The 18,014-nt window shown below is 34.9% G+C and carries 13 protein-coding genes and 1 pseudogene; 2 read left to right on the top strand and 12 right to left on the bottom strand.

Going from position 1 to position 18,014, the window contains the following annotated elements:
* Positions 1 to 30: 30 nt before the first annotated feature.
* Entirely contained in the window at positions 31 to 522 is a 492-nt protein-coding gene (locus tag OOK92_RS08310; RefSeq protein WP_264735835.1) for an SH3 domain-containing protein, read from the top strand.
* Here OOK92_RS08310 and OOK92_RS08305 read toward each other — a convergent pair.
* From OOK92_RS08305 to OOK92_RS08250, 12 genes and pseudogenes are all read right to left on the bottom strand, one after another.
* Positions 519 to 1,031 carry a WBM0748 family T4SS-associated protein gene (locus OOK92_RS08305; protein WP_264735834.1) on the bottom strand — a complete coding sequence of 171 codons (513 nt, stop codon included), beginning with the start codon at positions 1,029 to 1,031 and terminating at the stop codon, positions 519 to 521. The two genes, OOK92_RS08310 and OOK92_RS08305, sit on opposite strands and share 4 nt — an antisense overlap.
* A gap of 111 nt (positions 1,032 to 1,142) precedes the next feature.
* Complete coding sequence (locus OOK92_RS08300) at positions 1,143 to 4,076, bottom strand: hypothetical protein (RefSeq protein WP_406722709.1); 2,934 nt, start codon at positions 4,074 to 4,076, stop codon at positions 1,143 to 1,145.
* Complete coding sequence (locus OOK92_RS08295; protein WP_319803927.1) at positions 4,057 to 6,411, bottom strand: VirB4 family type IV secretion/conjugal transfer ATPase; 2,355 nt, start codon at positions 6,409 to 6,411, stop codon at positions 4,057 to 4,059. Before OOK92_RS08295 ends, OOK92_RS08300 begins: the two co-directional genes overlap by 20 nt.
* A gap of 44 nt (positions 6,412 to 6,455) precedes the next feature.
* Positions 6,456 to 6,827 (bottom strand): hypothetical protein, encoded by a 372-nt coding sequence (locus OOK92_RS08290; protein WP_264736416.1) that lies wholly within the window; start codon positions 6,825 to 6,827, stop codon positions 6,456 to 6,458.
* Positions 6,828 to 6,928: 101 nt separating this feature from the next.
* A complete protein-coding gene (locus OOK92_RS08285) occupies positions 6,929 to 8,176 on the bottom strand; it encodes a hypothetical protein (protein WP_264735831.1) in 1,248 nt (415 codons plus the stop codon).
* A gap of 108 nt (positions 8,177 to 8,284) precedes the next feature.
* Positions 8,285 to 9,280 (bottom strand): NAD(P)H-dependent flavin oxidoreductase, encoded by a 996-nt coding sequence (locus OOK92_RS08280; protein WP_264735830.1) that lies wholly within the window; start codon positions 9,278 to 9,280, stop codon positions 8,285 to 8,287.
* 5 nt (positions 9,281 to 9,285) lie between these two features.
* Positions 9,286 to 9,807, bottom strand: coding sequence for a cytochrome b (locus OOK92_RS08275; RefSeq protein WP_253307207.1), 522 nt, complete (start codon positions 9,805 to 9,807; stop codon positions 9,286 to 9,288).
* A gap of 467 nt (positions 9,808 to 10,274) precedes the next feature.
* Positions 10,275 to 11,963, bottom strand: a complete 1,689-nt coding sequence (locus OOK92_RS08270) for a recombinase family protein (RefSeq protein ID WP_264735827.1) — start codon at positions 11,961 to 11,963, stop codon at positions 10,275 to 10,277.
* Positions 11,964 to 12,225: 262 nt separating this feature from the next.
* Positions 12,226 to 13,035: a reverse transcriptase N-terminal domain-containing protein gene (locus tag OOK92_RS08265; RefSeq protein WP_264735826.1), complete on the bottom strand. Its 810-nt coding sequence runs from the start codon at positions 13,033 to 13,035 to the stop codon at positions 12,226 to 12,228.
* Positions 13,036 to 13,485: 450 nt separating this feature from the next.
* A pseudogene (locus OOK92_RS08260) lies at positions 13,486 to 14,034 on the bottom strand (Rpn family recombination-promoting nuclease/putative transposase); the annotation flags it as partial.
* Positions 14,035 to 14,378: 344 nt separating this feature from the next.
* Entirely contained in the window at positions 14,379 to 16,376 is a 1,998-nt protein-coding gene (gene ligA, locus OOK92_RS08255; RefSeq protein ID WP_264735825.1) for an NAD-dependent DNA ligase LigA, read from the bottom strand.
* A 4-nt stretch (positions 16,377 to 16,380) separates the two neighbouring features.
* The gene (locus OOK92_RS08250) at positions 16,381 to 16,527 is read right to left on the bottom strand and encodes a hypothetical protein (protein WP_264329277.1); all 147 of its coding nucleotides are present in this window, start codon (positions 16,525 to 16,527) and stop codon (positions 16,381 to 16,383) included.
* 78 nt (positions 16,528 to 16,605) lie between these two features.
* Between OOK92_RS08250 and gltX the strand changes: the two genes are divergently transcribed.
* Positions 16,606 to 17,928 (top strand): glutamate--tRNA ligase, encoded by a 1,323-nt coding sequence (gene gltX / locus OOK92_RS08245; RefSeq protein ID WP_264735824.1) that lies wholly within the window; start codon positions 16,606 to 16,608, stop codon positions 17,926 to 17,928.
* Positions 17,929 to 18,014 lie beyond the last annotated feature (86 nt).

The following is an 18,014-nucleotide window of genomic DNA, read 5'->3' as shown; positions in this document are numbered from 1 at the left end:
CTTTATCTTATGTCAATCTAATCGTGAATTATGATGAATAAGTCTGTTACACTATCCCTCACGTCATCCCAGTGCGTGACACTGGGATCTTGGTTCAGTACTATTATCCTATTGTTTTTATTATTTAGTCATAGCTTGTTTGCTAATAACTTTGTTTCAACAAAGTCAAACAAAATCAACATGAGAACAGGGCCAGGGTTTCACTATCCTATAAAATGGATATACACTTGCAAAAATCTGCCCCTAAAAGTGATAGAAGAGTTTGAGAGCTGGAAAAAGGTCTGCGATATAGATGAAGACTGCGGATGGATAAAAGGCAATCTGCTTAGTGATAAGCACCACGCAATGATAAAAGAAGATACTTATGGATATCAAAAACAGAGTGTAGACAGCAAGATTACTATGAAAATAGACAAGTTCGTTGTAATAGAAATAAAAAAATGCAGTGAAAAATGGTGTTTGCTGTCCTCATCGAAACGCAAAGCATGGGTACAGAAAGAATCTATATGGGGAGTTGATTAGACTGGCGAAAGACCTTGATTAGTAGTAGTTTCCAAACCTTCTGTAGCAGACTCTTCAGATGAAGCAGGAGTTGCACTAACTTCTTGAGGTTCTGGAGAATTACTCTCCTGTACAGGGCTATTACATTGTCCACAGAAACTCCTTAACATCTCCTCAGCAGATGAGTTTAAAATTTGTACAATAGACTTTTCACTTTGTTCTCTTAGCGATTGATCCATTCTAGAAATCAACTTAAGAAACTCACTACCTGATTTTTCAGCTTCACTTTTTATTTTGCTTTCTATGCTTGCAATATTACCTTGATCAATTTCTTCTTTTGTTATGTTGAATGAATTTGCAACATCTTGATATCCAATCTTGCAATTTCCACAACCAATTATGCAAAAAGCAATAGAATTAGATATTTCGCTTGCAGCCCACTTATGTATAGTGGTAGCCAAATAATTGTCATGGTATTTAATGCTAAATTGTTGTTCTATTAGCTCAGAAATTTTATTCTTTAGAGACATAAAGCACCCTCCTACATTCGTTATACCTTTTTGTTAAGATACACCATTTACTACATGCTTTACTTTAATTAATTATTAAAACGAGAGCATAATTTTCAGAGTTATATCTTTTTACCTTAACAATTCTTTTTTGAGTTCCTCTTCAATCATCTTAGTTAAACTCGTGTCAAACTCACTCCTCGAAAAATCCCTAACCTCCCCGGGATCATATCGATCTCCTATTCTTTTTTCAATAGCATCCTTTATTATGTTTTTGTCAAATCCCTTTATAATAGGCGTTACCTTCACCTGCCCTGCAGAGCCTTTACCATAAATTCCTTTGCTTTTATCAATGCAACCACCTGCACCAGGTTTACTGCTTCTAAAACCCTTGCTACACTTTACTGTTTCATACTTGATTTCACCATTTTCTATATATGCTATCCTATTATCTTCAGTAAACGGCAATCCTTTTACTATAGTTCCTTTTAATTTTACACTATCATCAATTATTGTTTTCGTATAATCCTTATAATTCGTATAATCATCTCTATCCGGATACATTTTATAGATACCTCCACCTCCCATAGTGATTAAATTCTTGCACTCTTGTTTGCCTAAACGACACTTTCTTATAAAAATAGGACCCCCATCCTTATCTGTGTATCTAGATTCTTGGTTACCTCCTCCCTCTGAAACTTCAATGTTAATGATAGGATAATCAAGATCAATTTCCAATTCAGCTTTAATATAATCTCCTGGCATTCCTGCTCTAGTTTCAGTGGAACAGGCATCCTTCTTGGTGGCATTATCTACATGAAATTTGCAGAGAGTGGGTGTATCTTTTATGTGACCTGCTTCACCACTTCCCCATACTTCTATTTCAACATGGCTAGATGTTATTTGTGAGCCATCCACATCATGATTTCCATTTCCAAAATCATGGGACTTTTCGCTCTTTTTTTCCGGTTCTTGTTTCTCTTTTTCCGGTTGTTTCTCGATTATCTCTTTTAACTTCTCTGTGAGACCTTCTAAATCTAACCTACACAATTTATCAGCGTAAAAGACCTCCGTTCTGTTTGCTTTTATTGGTGCTTCTGGTTGCGTGACAACGCCATTTGCATCTTGTGAAATCTTTGTATAAAAAGATTGGGTGTTTTCTTTGTCTACATATCGTGTTGAACGGCTGCATGTTCCATTAAAGCAGATGCAACCATCATCACCTTGCTCACATCCTTCTTTATGCTCTACATCCGTCAATTTGTATACTACTTTCAGTCCTTTACTAGATTTTAATTTCTCGTCTATTTTGCTATCTTTCTCCACACAATAACTGCATTCTCCCTTCTTCTGCTCATTTTCATCAGGGAAGAAAACATACCCTTGTTTATTGAATATTATTTTATCTAACTCACTCTGATCTCTGTTTAAGAGATCGGCTCTTTTATTTTCCTTGCTTGGAAGATAATAGAACTGATTTGATTCCTTGGAGTAAACAGCATTGTATTTAGTATATCTTGTTCCCATTAATTTTAGTGGTATTATTTTATTTTCTCTTTCAAGAACAAACTCTTCTGGTTCTGGCTGCCATCCAGAAAGACAGAGCATTTTACTGTTAGAATTTTCTTTATACTTTACTTCTATTTCTGGTTGTCCTAAGTTGTTCAATTTGCATTTATTTCCTTGAAACTCTTTACATTCTGTTTCAATATCAGGAACATAGTCATATTCTTTCAGAACTTTAAATTGTTGCGGATTACTTTCTAATATACCTTCTATAATATTATCAATATAACTTTTTTCGTTATTACTATCAGTTGTTTTTTTAACTATTCTCGGTTTTACTACCTTTAAAGATAGAGGGCCAATGTTTGTAGAAGAACCAGCATTAACATTAAAAGTACATAAACCATTGCTGTAGGTTCCACGTGCTTCATAAGTACAAGTGTTCTCACTCATCTTCATTCTTATCTTTAACGTGTTACTCTGTTTTCCAGGCGTGTTACTTTTTACTATCTCCACTATCTCAGGTTCTGGAGCAGGTGGTGCAGGAAAACAGCGGACGAACTGTGGATTTTTTTCATCTCTACTTTGAGTTCCACGATATTCAGCGCAGAGCTTATCTTTTTCTCTATAAGTTTTGAAGTAATGTGTCGTGCCATCTTTATCCAAAATAGAATGCTTCCTAACTTCATCCGAAGTAGGGCGTTCCTTAGCTTTATCTTTTTTGTATTTTCTGGGAAAATCTAATGCTTTTCCAATCTTTCCGTCTTCTTCTATTAGATCACCAGCTATTACCTTAACTTTAGGGTTAAAGTAATCATTGTCTTCATCTGTTATAGGAACAATTCTAACTTGTGGAGGCGACATCGCAAGTTGCTCACAGAACGGAGGGGGGCTAGGTGCAAGTGGCACAGGGGCACATTTTACTTTTTCCTGATAGCAAGTATCACAGGTATTTGCCATATATTCAGGGCGAAAAATATTTGCTCCTTCACCTATTTTAGTAAAAAATGAGAAAAAATCCCCCATACAGGCTGCTTTTTGGCTGCAAGCACATATCTTAGGGGAATTAGCAAATTTCCTTTTTTCTTCATCAGTAACATTATCTACCCACTCCCACTCGAGACCTTTCGCAATCCCTTCCTTAAATTTTCCATCATTTAACACTGTATCTCCTTCCCAATCAATAAACACTGCTGCAGAGACTCCAGCTCCACTTGTCTGTGTTCCATATATTTGGCGGCAGGATGTTCCGTTACCTAATTGATAGCAGTTATCTTTTCCTTCGTAATCACAGACTTGAATCCTTGGATTGAAATAACCATCAATTCCTTGGTCTTTTATTGCTGTGACTCTAATGTATTGTAATAACTTTTCATCAAAATCTAGATTGCTCCAATTAAAGGTAAAAAAATTTGCTAAGCCTTTTCCAGTTTTGTTAGCCGCAGCTTCAGCTTCAGTGTGAAAACGTATCTTTCCACAGGTATCAGAATATCCATTACTTGCAATTAGCAAAATTAATACTAGGAAGAAAAATTTAGCTTTAAGCTTTACACTTCTCATAAAACACCGGTAACCACTCATTAACTTCTTCTCCTTTTTCCTTTATTGCCTCGTACATATACTTTATCGTCTCTTTGTTAGCTGAAAGTACATGTATTTCTTGCATATTCTTTAAATCTAAATTTAAAGTTACTAACCCTTTATACTGCTTTATCAAAAATAAACCTTCCTGTGTTGGCGTCTGCAGAATTATATTCAGCTCCTCTTTCGATAAAGAAAATGCTTTCATGTATAACCTATTTGCATTGACGTTTGGCATCAAGATCCTTGTATCAACATGTTTATCTAAATATTGAGTAAATTTGCTAGCAAATGCGAGGTTTAAGTTTTCAGTACTTAGGATTACTACAACATTTAGTTCCGTCATTCTTTGCATCCAGTTATCAAACTCTTTCTCTGTAGGAAAGATATTACTTATCTCCCATGCTTCATCCAAAACAAGTATTGCAGGCGAGCCATCACATTTTGCCTCAAAAGAATATAAAAAATAGTAAAGTATCACGGACATACATTCTTTTCGTTTTGTGAGGTTTGCGGTGTTGAGAGATATAATTTTTGTTTCCCAGTCAATATCTGATTCATTACCATCTTGAAATAAGTAAGCAAACTCACCACCGTCACACCATCTACTTATTTTACCCCCGAGGAGCAAAAGCACCTCAGAAATTTGCGCAATAGAACGTGACTCCTTGGGTATAGCAAATATAGAATCCACAATTTTTCTTATCTTTTCTTCTACGTCCACCAAGCTCGTATCGGCTACCATTCTTTTGATCAGTTCAACCAACATATTGCGATTGGAAGCACTATCTTCAATGTTTAGTGGATTAAATTTTAGGCTTTTGTCCTTATACTTCGGATCGATTATATAATATTTACCACTCACTGCTTTAGTAAAAATTATCGACTTTCCAGTGTTATCCAATATGACAATTCTTGGGTTAAACTTTCTTGATTCTGATAATAGGAAATTAATGAGTGAAGTTCTGCCTGAATTTGGAGCTCCAAGTATCGTAGTATGGCCATTATTTCTTTTCCCATAGAAATTAAAGAAGTAAGGATTTCCTTCTTTTGAGAAAAAAACTGTTACCGCTTCTTTCCACCTTCCTCCTTTTAATGTACCTGACGTAAAATCATGCAGCATAGCAAAACTGCAAGCATATTTTGCTAATATATTTTTCGGTTGTGTAATAAAGGTAAAATTGCCCGGAAGTTGTGCCCAAAAATGACTTTCCATATGTAGATCAGTTCTAAATATCATGAAGCCAATTAATGACATTATAGAAGATAAATCACTAATATTTTCGGCTAACTTATTCCTATCGTCTGCAAATATTGTAAAAATAATTTTCTGTTGGCAGAAGTCTAGACTAGAGGTCTTTTCAAGCTCTATTATTTCTTCAATTCCTGAGCTTTTAAGTAAGGTATTATCCTCACTAATTTGCAGCATGTTAATTTGTTTATTAAATTCTTTTATTGCCTTACTATTACTAGTAAATATCATTATTTCTGTAATGATAAATTCAGATTCAAGCTGCAAGCACCTATCTATATTGCCTAAGGAGATTTCTCGGTATTCCTTTATGCTGAAAACAGAGCCAAATTTCTGTTGATTTTCAAAGATTGTCTGAAACGTATTGAAACCAAAAGCTATTTTAAAATTTCTAATATATTGCGACAGGTCCCTTTCATGTATTGGATAATCTTTGTGCGTTAATGTAACAATATAGTGGAGAAATTCTATCATTTCAGAATATATTTTACCTTCACTAAATCTTAGACCCAGTTTTTTAGCTCCAAAAGGTTCTAAATCATCGTGAATTAAGTCAGTTATCTTTTGCAACTCCTGGTGGCTTTCTTGTAAAGACAGCTTATGCTTATTCTTTATTCTATTAAAAAAAAATGAATTATTAGTATGCTTACCAAAATCGCTAAACAATATTACAATATATAATTCATTTATATACTGTAATTTACTATCAGTGAGTTTATCAAACCGCGCTGAATGTAGCTTATCAGAGAAGTCTTCAGTTTTATTCCATTTTAAGCTCAATTTATTGCGCTTTCGGACAGTATGAATCCAAACGGTAAAATATAGGCTATTAATATTTTTTGATATGCTTTTTCTAATTTCAGTTCTAAGGTCGCTGTAATTATCAACAGAAGAATAATCTTCTAACTTGATTATTTTTAACAACTCTCCCTGTTTTGTTAGTATAGTTTCTTCATTGTAATGACAAGCATAAGGAATGAAATCTAAATCAATGCTCTCTAGTAATGCTAAGTTGTTCTTTTTTTCAAACTTAGAGTTAATTGCTTGTACTTTTAGCTGCATATGCGTATTCAATAAAGATAATTAAAAAAGATAAAAATACTATCTTAATTTTTATCTTTTTTTTCGCTATCGGATTGTAATTTTATATCTTTTGCAAAATTAAATTTTTCTTTTAAGTAGTCTGTTGCCTTTTCTGTACTACCAAACATCATGATCAGTACACCAAACATTATCATAAAAAAGATTAGACCTCTGAACACTACTGCAAGTATCACCGCAGCTATACACAACCCTATGATTGTTGAAGGACTCATATTTTCTACAGTATCTTTAACTGAAAATGAAGAAATAAAATCTTTTACCGTTTCTTGTACATCCTTTAATTCATCACTCACCGAAGCTTCGCTAGAATATGATGCAAAAATGAAACTTAATAAGGCTATAAAAACCAAAACTTTATTCAATTGAATGCGCATCAACTAAATACCCTTTAAATATTCCTCAGATATAACAACTTTTATATCAATAGGCAAGAACTGAATTCACTTATCCACTACAAGTAACACATATTTAATTTTTACAGATGTGAACATGCTGTAAGCTTTTTATCATCAACAAGAGGTTCCACATTAATGGATGTTAATTTACTTGATAGGAAGTTTGAATGCAATTCAGCTACTGCTGCTATAGCAAACACTGCAGCCATAGCAAGTAGTCCTGCTCCTACCAGTCCTGATGTCATTGCTCCTGCAACAATGCACCCTATTGTAGAGAGAGCACAACCTGCTACGAGTGCAACGTGAAGATTTCTGTTATTGGGTTGTTTAAGTGGAATATCTTCACCCTTTTTCTTATTCACAGAAAATTTCTGCACGGTTGTAGTGGCGTTTTTTCTATCCCTTTTTTCTTCGGGTTGCGTTGAATCCTGTGTCTGACCGCCTGTCATCTGAGTAGCTGACACTAGGGTCTTTGATTCTTCTACTTTGGTTACACGCTGAGGTGACACCTGGGATAACTCCTCCTTAACTTGACCTGGATTTGCTTGACCATCTGAGTTTACACTTTCTTGCACCTGTGGCTCTTCTGGTGCAGTTTGCTCTGGTTGCATTTGATTCTCATTCTCTTTTTGTAGATTATTATTTTCTTCAGCAACACTTGGTATTGAGTTTAACCTTTCCTCAGATGAAGTGCTTGTTACTAAAGTTAAACTGCTCCTTCTACTACTTGATGCCAAGCCAGGTGAATTTATTCCACTATCTGAGTCACTAACACACACTTCTTCTTTAGTTAGACTTTCTAATTTCTGTTGAGTCTGATCCTGCGTCATTAGACTTTCTACATTATTTTCTGTCATCCCAGTGCTTGACACTGGGATCTCTTCTTTTATGGAATTAATAGGTTGTTCTTCTATTTTCGAATATTTATTGCTGCTCTTGCTAGTAATTTCTGAAATTATTCGTCCTATTTCTTTTGCTTTTTCTTGGTCTAGTTTTTTTGACTGTGTTATTTCTCTTAGCAACGCTGGAAGAAAGTGTTGGATGTAACACTCATAATCTTCTCTTTGTTTTTTCAGTGATTCTTTTAATTTAGCTAATGCTTCAGGACTAGTTCCTTGCTTGGATGACTTTAATTGTTTTGTGATAGTCTGCTCATCTTGTCGTTCTCTCAGTATTTCTTCTAATTCAGCCAATGTTTTAGGATTAGCTCCCTGCTTGAACAACTGTTTGCATTTTCTGGCAGTCTCTTGCACAGCTTCTCGCTTTTTTGTTACTGCTTCGAATATAATGTCGTACATACTCTCAGGCTTTTTTAAAGGACTTAGCATAGACTCCTCCATACAAATAAAATGTATAGATACCTCTTTAGCGTTAATTTTACATTAAAACTGGGCAATTATGCTATATTATGGATAATTATGGTTAACTATTTACTTCTACATTTCAATATAATTATCTGCCTGTTGAATTAATATGTCTATCACTTCTTTTACAGGCTTTTCCCTATCAACCATGCCAACACTTTGACCGGCCATTAAAGATCCCGTTTCAACATCTCCATCAATTACTGCTCTTCTTAAAGCTCCAGCCCAGAACTTTTCTATTTCAAGCTGCCCATCTTCTTTTGAGATCTGTCCCTTTTGGTATTCATCAATAACTTTTTTTTGATGCTTCATAAAATCATCACTTGCTTTGTTGGCTATAGCTCTTACTGGAATTACAGGAAAATCAGCACTTATCTGTACAGAAGGTATTGCATTACGTGCGGCTGATTTAATAAACACTTTCTTAAAATTTTTGTGGGCAATTGACTCATTAGTGCAGACAAATAATGTACCTATTTGACAGCCACTTGCCCCCATTTCTAAGTAATTAACTATCATTTCACCTCTTCCTATTCCACCTGCAACAAACACTGGTATTTGTTCATTTTTAAAATGAGGCAATATCTCTTGTGCGAGAACAGAAGTGCTAACTGGCCCTATGTGCCCGCCTGCTTCCATTCCTTCTATTATTAACGCATCTACTCCCATTTTTACTAACCTTTTCGCAAGGCTTAATGCTGGTGCAAAGCACATAACTTTAATGCCTGCACTCTTAATTTTTTCTATATTAGGCTTCGTTGGCAGTCCACCGGCAAGAACTATGTGGCTTACTTTCGTTTCAATACACACATCTATCAACTCACTCAACTTTGGGTGCATAGTAATTAGGTTTACACCAAATGATTTGTTAGTTAATTTCTGTGTCTCTATGATTTCTTTTTTCAATAGGTCTGGAAACATTGCACCACATGCAATTACACCAAAACCACCAGCGTTTGAGATTGCCGAAACCAAGTTTCTCTCTGAAACCCAGCTCATAGCACCACCCATTATCGCAAACTCACTACCAAGAAAATCTGTTCCTTTTTTCCAGAGGCTACTTAACATATAACCTATATCATACGTTTAAAAATGTTTTGCTTATCTATAAATGTGTGTTTCAAAGCGCCAAGTATATGCAAGATTATAAAGAGTACCATAAAACATGCAAGCATCGAATGTAGCTGATTAGCCGTGTTAGCTAGATCTTTGTTTTGATTAATCAACAAAGGGATATGAAAAAAATACTTGATCTTTTTGCCAGAAGCAGAAGACATAACATAGCCAGATAGTGGCATTAGCACCATTAAAGAATATAAACCAAAGTGTACTGTTTTACTTGCATTGATTACAAACCGAGAAAAATTTGCTGGAAGTCGTGGAACATAAGTAAAGACGCGAAAAAATATGCGTACTATGATTAGTCCAAGAATAGTGATACCGCAAGCCTTATGAATAGCGTATATGTTGAACTTAATCTCATTGCTAAGTGGTAAGCTTTTCATATAAAGTCCAGAGCAAAGCATACCAATAATAAAAACAGCCATCAACCAATGGATAACTCTTAAACCTAGGCTATATTTATCGTCTTCCATTTTGATTACCCTAAAGTAGCATTTATATAATAGAAAAACTATTTTTCAATCAAAATTATTAAAGCAATTTAGATTTACCGACAATGTAGCTATACAAATTCGACCCAGCCGGGAGTCAAATAGCTGGCCGGCACCTAAGCCATAAACGGATTAAATGCAAAACTTCCTTGACAAACTTCGCCAACCCCCTTATTATGACAATAAGGGTATTTATGACTCAAAACTTGTTTTTGACCTGCAGGCTCAATGACAAAATTCAGTAAAAAACTTAGGGTATTTTTTGGCGGATTACATAAAATTATAGCGGCTGCATGTCTTTTTTATTTTTTCTACATTCAGCCAAACCGCGCTTAAACTAAGCGTCAGCACATTATTACAGCGCCACTTACAGTAATATAGAGTCAAAACTCGCACCACGGGGCTTCTTTTGCCTTTTTTTTATTTGGTAAATTTCTTAATGTTTGTAGCTAAAAGAGCCCAAGAGAGGTGTCATTACCCCGCCAACAATGTTGCAAATTTTTCTTTTCTTCTCGATTATTTCCAGGAGAGTTTGGTAGCTCTTTTACACGAAATACCACATTTACGTCCTCAAGGTTAATTTCAATTCTCTTGACTAACGTTCTAATAATATCACGTTTAGTTAGCCAGTCTGCGTTATCAAGGTTTGATGTAATATTGGAAGAAAAGTCTTCTAAATTGGTTACAACCAAAGTTAATTCCTGTTTTAATTTCTTTTGATCGAATATCCTTTTCTTCTCCTCTTCAATTGTTTTTAAACTTTGTTTCATTGCTTTAATTCGTGGTTCAAATTCTTCTTGATTAATATATTCTTGAGCATAACTATCAATAAGTCTAGCAATACCACGTTTTAATTTATTTTCTTGTTTCTCTAGTAAATCGCTTTTTTGATCCCATGATGATTTTTTAAGCTCTGAAAGTCTACGCCTGTATTCTTCTAAAACCCTATTTGGATTTTTCAATAAATGCTTAACCTCTTCCCAAACGGCTGTTTCTAATGCATCTGTACGAATGTGTTTATTATCACAAATTTTATTACCACCAAAACGGTAAGAATCTCTACCAATACAACGATAATAAGCATAATGATCAATTTTTTCTCCTCGCTTATTTCTTACAGGACTTCCGTAATATGCATAACGACAACGCTTACATACGATTAAACCTTGTAGTAAATATTTTGCTCCTCTTTCTCTTGTCCTTGCTATTTTTCTATTCTCAGCTAATTGTTCTTGAACTATATCAAATACATCTTCGTCCACTATATTTGGCACTTTAACATAAATCCAATTTGCTTTTTCAACAGAATAGGTAGAGTAATTATCTTTCGGTTGTTCACAAGAATGTTTCTGTGGTCTGATATGTTGTAACTTTATACCTACTTTTGTTTTACCAAAAGCCGCTTGTCCTTTGTAAGCAGGATTTTTTAACATACCCCAAATCACACTTCTATCCCAGTACTTTTTTCCTGTTCGTGTTATAATAGACATAGTGTTTAGCCGACGACACACTTCCCCAATACTTGTCCTTTCTCTTCCTATCCACAAAAATACTTTCCTAACAACATTAGCTTCTTCTTCGTTTATTTCAAATAAAGCTTGTCCTCCTCCCATATATTTATCTATATAACGATAACCATAAGGAGCTCCTCCCATTACGCTTACACAACCTTTATTAGCTGCATAAATCTTTCCGCGACGACTTCGTTCCATAATTTTCGCTCGTTCATATTCTGCTATCATACCTTGCATTTGTAACAGCAATTGAGATTCTGGATTATCGTTAATCTCATAATTTAAGAAAACCGTTTCTGCTCCTGCTTTCTCAAATTCTTCAAGTAATACCATTTGATATGCATATTTTCTAGATAAGCGATCAGGTGAATGAATGTAAATTCTATCAATTTTACCTTCTGTTACTTTATCACGTAACTTTTCTAGATCAGGACGGACTAGATTAGATCCACTGTAGCCATTATCAATAAATTTATACTCACTTAATAATTTGTATCCATCCGTACTAATTTGCTTCTCTAAAGCTGCAACTTGACTTGCTATTGTATTTTCTTGTGCTTGTTTCCCCGAAGAAACTCTTGCATATAAACTCACTGTTACCATTTGATCCTCCTTGAATCCCATTTTTATGTTTTAAATTTTTTTGGCTTACTTGCTTTGACACGGCTTTTTCATAAGCATCTAACAAATACTTTTCTGCCAACCGGTTAGTTTCATAGCTACAGCTAATCCGTATAGCTAATCTCTTATTTCCCATGAACTTTCCTTGAAATAATATGTTCATATCATTCATTGAAACTGATGGTTAATTGATTGTTGGCACTATAAATAAATGGCACTCTTGTTTTTGGACATAGAAGTTTTCGAGAAATGCTTTTCTCTAATTTTACGTTTTTTGCAACATTGTTGGCGGGGTAATCGTCCCTCCTTGAATTGTACCACGTTTTGTGGATTGAAGCTTTCCATCTTCCATAACACCAGCTCCTAACCATCCTTTTATGATTTTCTTTAATGTTGGTGTGGTATTGAGCTTTTCAAGCAATTTATTATGGTTAATATTGTCAAAGCATCCAGAAATATCAGCATCTAATACATATGCTGTTTTCTGTTTTAGCACATCAAATATGGCTTCAATTGCATCATGACATGATCTACCAGGTCTAAAACCATAAGTGTTTGGCTCAAGTTTTGCCTCCCATTCTGGTTCTAAAGCCATTTTTACAAGTGTTTGTTTTGCTCGACACGATATAGTGGGTATACCAAGTGGGCGATGCTCCGATGGCTTACCAGATTTTGGAATCCAGACACGTCTTGATGGCTTTGCTTTTTCTTTTATATCTAAAAAATATGATAGTTGTAATCTTTCTTTTTGATTAAGGTTAGCTTTTCCATCAATACCTGCAGTCTTCTTCCCCCTATTGTCCTGTGTTACTTTCTTAACAGCGAGTGTTTTTGCACTTGTTGATTTGAGTAATAATCTCTGAAGATTATGCATCTTTTTGATATCATTACATTTAGAAGCTTGGTAAATTCGTTTTTGTAGCTTAAATGAAGATTTCTTTAGCTTGCGCCAAGGAATTCCATTCCATTCATATCTAACTTTTTGCTGGTCCATAACATATTCACTACTATTCACCACTTTACCTTCCAAATTAAAGTGTTTACGTCTGCATATCCCAGATATTACTTTGGGCATTAGCTTCTTAAACAATCCTTCCACATAGTAGCTTGTGGCTGGCTACTTACTTATATTTTAATGAATATAAGAGCTTCTATGTGGTTACTCTGTTCCATGGCTTCGTTTCACGTTAAACTTAGATTCCTACTATTTGCCGGAAGCTTGGAACATCAATAACTAAAGTCTTCAATCTTTAGTTCCCTTTTTGCTTCGTACCATTTTGGTCTATGCGTAGTTCAATCTCTTTTCGCATATTATGCTTTGACGACAATTCAAACATAGGTTTCTCTCGTAATCATATCTAACTCTGTTTGCAGGGATTCACCACGAGATTTAGTGTTACCTGCTTTTATCTCATGCTTGCATCCCAGAGGTTGCCACTCTTTGAAATGTGAGATATACATTATCCCTGATGTCTGGGAAGATGGAATTTAACCACCACAAAACCATGACCTTCCAGGTCGCACTAAAAAAGAAACACCACCTTTCTACTATACTTTCTAACTGCTCTACTTTACTTTTTGAAAATTTGGGCAATTCTATAAAGATAAATTGAAAATCTTTTAAGTAATGGCCGTTAGTTTTTATATCACGTATATTATGAGTAGAAATATAATCAACTTCTTCAGGAAGTAAGTTACAATTTGATATAGCAATAAAGAAGACTTTCTTTAAATCAATGTAGTTGCCAGATTTATCTAATTGTCTTGAGTAGGCTTTAGCGGCATATAATTGAGCGCGTTTTTCGAAGCCCTTGTCTCTAGCGAGCTGCATTTCTGCTATATATCTATTTCCATGAGAATCCTTGCAGAGAACATCAACAATACTTTGTTTATCAGAGGCAACTTCGGGATCCATAATAGTGCTAAGAAACTCAACTTCTTGTATTGCATTTATCTCAGTAAACCCTAAAATATCGTTCAAAAAGTGGATCAGGATATTCTTATTTTTTTCCGTTCCAAAGATTTTTTTGAAACACAAATCATTGCGAGGATCGAGAAATTTTGAAAGAGCCATGGCAAAAATGCTTGAAAATATTAATAATTATACACTATTATTAACAATTATTCAACCATATTTTTGAAGATAGCTATAGCTAAAGTGACTTAGGTTTACCGATAATTTGAAAAACAAAAATTCGTCATTCCGCTACTTGTTAGCGGAATCTATGCTGAGATACTGCGAATAAATCGCGGTATGACGTGTTGCTTGGGTCAGCTATAGGACCTGTACCAGCACCATGACCTTACCCAGAAAAAATGGAGAGAAAGAAAGGAGTTTTTTTGTGGTAATCCAATCAATCCAATTAACAGCTTGCTCATTATAGTCTTGCAACTTTGATTTAATATACAATCCAAGTGTCATTTGAACACTCCCGAACTTATCACTTTATGCCACTGGTCTTCATCTAAAATTTCTACACCTAATTCCACTGCCTTTTTATATTTGGATCCTGGTTTTTCTCCTGCAATTAGGTAGTCAGTTTTAGCAGAAAGATGTGAGCTGACCTTTGCTCCTAGAGTTTTGGCTCTTACTTTTGCCTCTCCTCTACTCATAGCAAGTAGCTTACCAGTAAACACTATAATTTTATTATTTAAAACAGAGTCACTAGAGTTGGAGCTCACAGGAAGAATTTGAAGACAAGCAGTAAGATCATTTAACATTTTGATGTTATGTTCCTTAGAAAAAAATGATTCCAAAGATTCAGCCCCTTTTTTTCCTATGCCGTCTATACCGACTAGCTCAGTATTATCTGATGACAGTTCAATCATCGAATTATACCAATTATCATAAGAAACATAATAATCTGCAAGCAATTCTGCTGCAACTTGGCCAATAAATCTAATACCTAAAGAAAATATAAACCTATCTAGAGTTATTACCCTTCTGCTTTGTATAGAATTTAACAAATTAGCTATAGATTTCTCGCCCCAGCCAGACTGTCCTTCCAGATTAAATTCATCCAATTTTTCTTCTAAAGTAAAAATATCATGGATTTGTTTTATCAGATCAAGGTCGTAAAAAAACTCTATCTGCTTATCACCAAGGCCAACAATGTCAAATGCATCTTTCGATACAAAATGCTTTAGTTTTTCTATTATTTGAGCTTTACAGGCAAATTCCTCAGGACATCTTACTGCCGCCTCTCCCTCAACCTGACGTACTTTACTACCACATTCAGGGCATACTTCAGGAAACACAAATTCAGGTGCATTTGGAAGACGAGAATCTCTGTTCACTTCAATGATCTGGGGAATTACATCTCCTGCCCTTTTGATTGTTACAATATCTCCCTCTCTTATGTCTTTACGTTTTATCTCATCTTGGTTATGCAGACTTGCTCTACTAACTAGCACCCCACCAATATTGACTGGCACTAAATCTGCAACTGGAGTTAAAACCCCTGTTCTGCCCACCTGTATAAATATCTTATTTAACTTTGTTTTTGCATAAACCGCAGAAAACTTGTATGCAAGTGCTGAGCGCGGTGCTTTGTGAGTATTCCCTAGACGATTTTGTAGTACCAAATCATTTACTTTATAGACTATTCCATCAATATCATAATCCAAGTTATAGCGACAATTATAGACCTCGTTATAGAACTTCAGCATTCCATCCAAACTACTCGTTAAGGACTGATGCTCATTTACGCAAAAACCAAGTGCCTCAAGCTTATTTAGTATTTCACTTTGACTTTTCTCTGCTCCACCAATCAAAGAATAAGCAAAATATCTAAGTGGTCTACTTGCTGTAATGTTTGCATCCAATTGCTTTAGAGAACCAGCAGCTGCATTTCGAGGATTGGCAAATTCATCGTTTTCATTTAACTTTAAAAAGTCGCTGTTACTGATGTATATTTCACCTCTTACTTCTAGTCTACCTTGCACACCTTGCAAAAACTTAGGAAAGCCTTTTATTGTTGCAACATTGTGAGTGACATCTTCCCCTACAAAACCGTCACCTCGAGTTGCAGCTTTAACAAATCTTCCATCCTCATAAATTGCAGAAAACGACAACCCATCAATTTTGGGCTCACATAATATCTCTATTTTGTCTTCAATTAAAAATCTCTTTATTTTAGACAAAAATTTCTCTACACCTTGTTCATCATAAGCATTCTCAAGAGAAAGCATAGGTTCTTGATGTTCCACCTTAGAAAACCTCTCATCAGGTGGAGCACCAACACTATCTTGTGTTGCATAAATTTCTGGAAATTGTGCCTCTATTTCAGCTAACTTTTTCTTCAGTTCATCATATTCAGCATCACTTATTTCTGGCTTATTTTTTTGGTGATACAAAACATTATGATAATTTATTTGATCTTGCAGTTTTTCTCTCATCTTTTCTAAGTTAGTCATGATATCAATATAATGCTACATTAGCCTTTGTCGTCAAGTTGTGAATTTTCTTGAATTTATCATATGGTCTTAATCCATCAAATATCAAAGGTGCCACAATGCTATAGCCATACTTATTCTTCTCTTGCTCAATTGTATTAGCAGATCTCACTTGCTTTAGCCGTATATTTATATAAAATTAAAATAAATTAGAGTAAATAAGTTATTATTTTACAATATTGCTATTTAAATGCTAACAAGATTCGCTCCAAGCCCAACTGGCTATCTCCACGTAGGAAACGTACGGACTGCTTTGGTTTGTTGGATGTACACACGTAATCAAAATGGAAAATTTCTACTCCGTTTTGATGATACTGACCTTCAGCGTTCAGATGTCAAATATATAAATAATATCATAGAAGACCTAAAATGGATTGGTATCGATTGGGATGCAAGTTTTAAGCAATCAGAGCGCTTTGAGCGCTATAACAAGGTGTTCTTGCAGTTAATAAAAGAAGGGCATATTTATGCATGCTATGAAACAAGAGAAGAGTTAGAAATTAAACGAAAGTTGCAATTAAAACAAGGACTTCCTCCTGTTTATGACAGAAGTGCATTGCTTCTAACTGAGCAAGAGAAAATCCATTATGAGCAAGAAGGACGAAGACCACATTTCAGGTTTAAATTGGATAGAAATGAAGTTGTTAAATGGAATGATGAAGTTAAAGGTGAAATAAATATTGCAACAAGTCACATCAGCGATCCTGTGGTAAAAAGAGAAGATGGAATTTATACATACATGCTACCTTCTGTTATTGATGACGTTGACTTTAATGTAACCCATGTTGTACGTGGGGAAGATCATGTAACTAATACCGCAGTTCAGATCCAAATGATTAAAGCATTAAAAGCGAAAATCCCTATATTTACTCACCTTTCTCTACTACATTTTGATGATAGCAAGATATCGAAACGGAAAGGCGGGCTGGATATCAAGTCCATAAGAGAAGATGAGACTGAACCAATGGCGCTAGTTAGTTATTTAGTGAAGCTCGGAACATCCAATCCAATTGAAGCTTGCGCCTGTATGCAATCTTTGATTGACTCATTTGACATTAAAAAATTTAGCTCAGCATCTGTACAATTCAGCTTGAGTGAAGTATACAAGCTAAATAGCAAAGTGCTGCAACAAATGCCATTTGAAATGGTGCAAGACCGTTTAAATCAAATTGGAGTGGACTCCTCAGAGTTTTGGTATTTTATAAGGAACAATATAGAAAGGTTTTCTGAGGTGGCCAAGTGGTGGAAAATATGCAAATCTGATATAGAGCCTGTGATTCTTGATAAGGAGCTTATAAAAATTGCGTTCAATGCATTGCCTCAAGGCGATTGTAACGAAAACACATTATCAGAGTGGGTAAAAGCTATTCGACAGACAGTGGATATAAAGGCAAAAGACTTATTTATGCAGTTGCGTTCAGCTTTAACAGGAACAGAAACAGGACCAGAGCTCGCTAAATTATTAATTTTTATCGGCAAAGAAAATATCATTGCAAGGTTAAAAAAAAAGTGAAAATCAAAAAATTATATAGTAACCAGACTGCATTCTGTGAAAAACACGATCTTTCATTTGAGCTTTCTTCAATTTAAAGTAAATAC

Origin of the sequence: Wolbachia endosymbiont (group A) of Rhinocyllus conicus, from assembly GCF_947250775.1 — a bacterium.
In the GTDB taxonomy this organism is placed as follows: Bacteria; Pseudomonadota; Alphaproteobacteria; order Rickettsiales; family Anaplasmataceae; genus Wolbachia.
The sequence above is the reverse complement of the archived record's forward strand: the minus strand, read 5'-3'. Positions and strand labels throughout refer to the sequence as shown.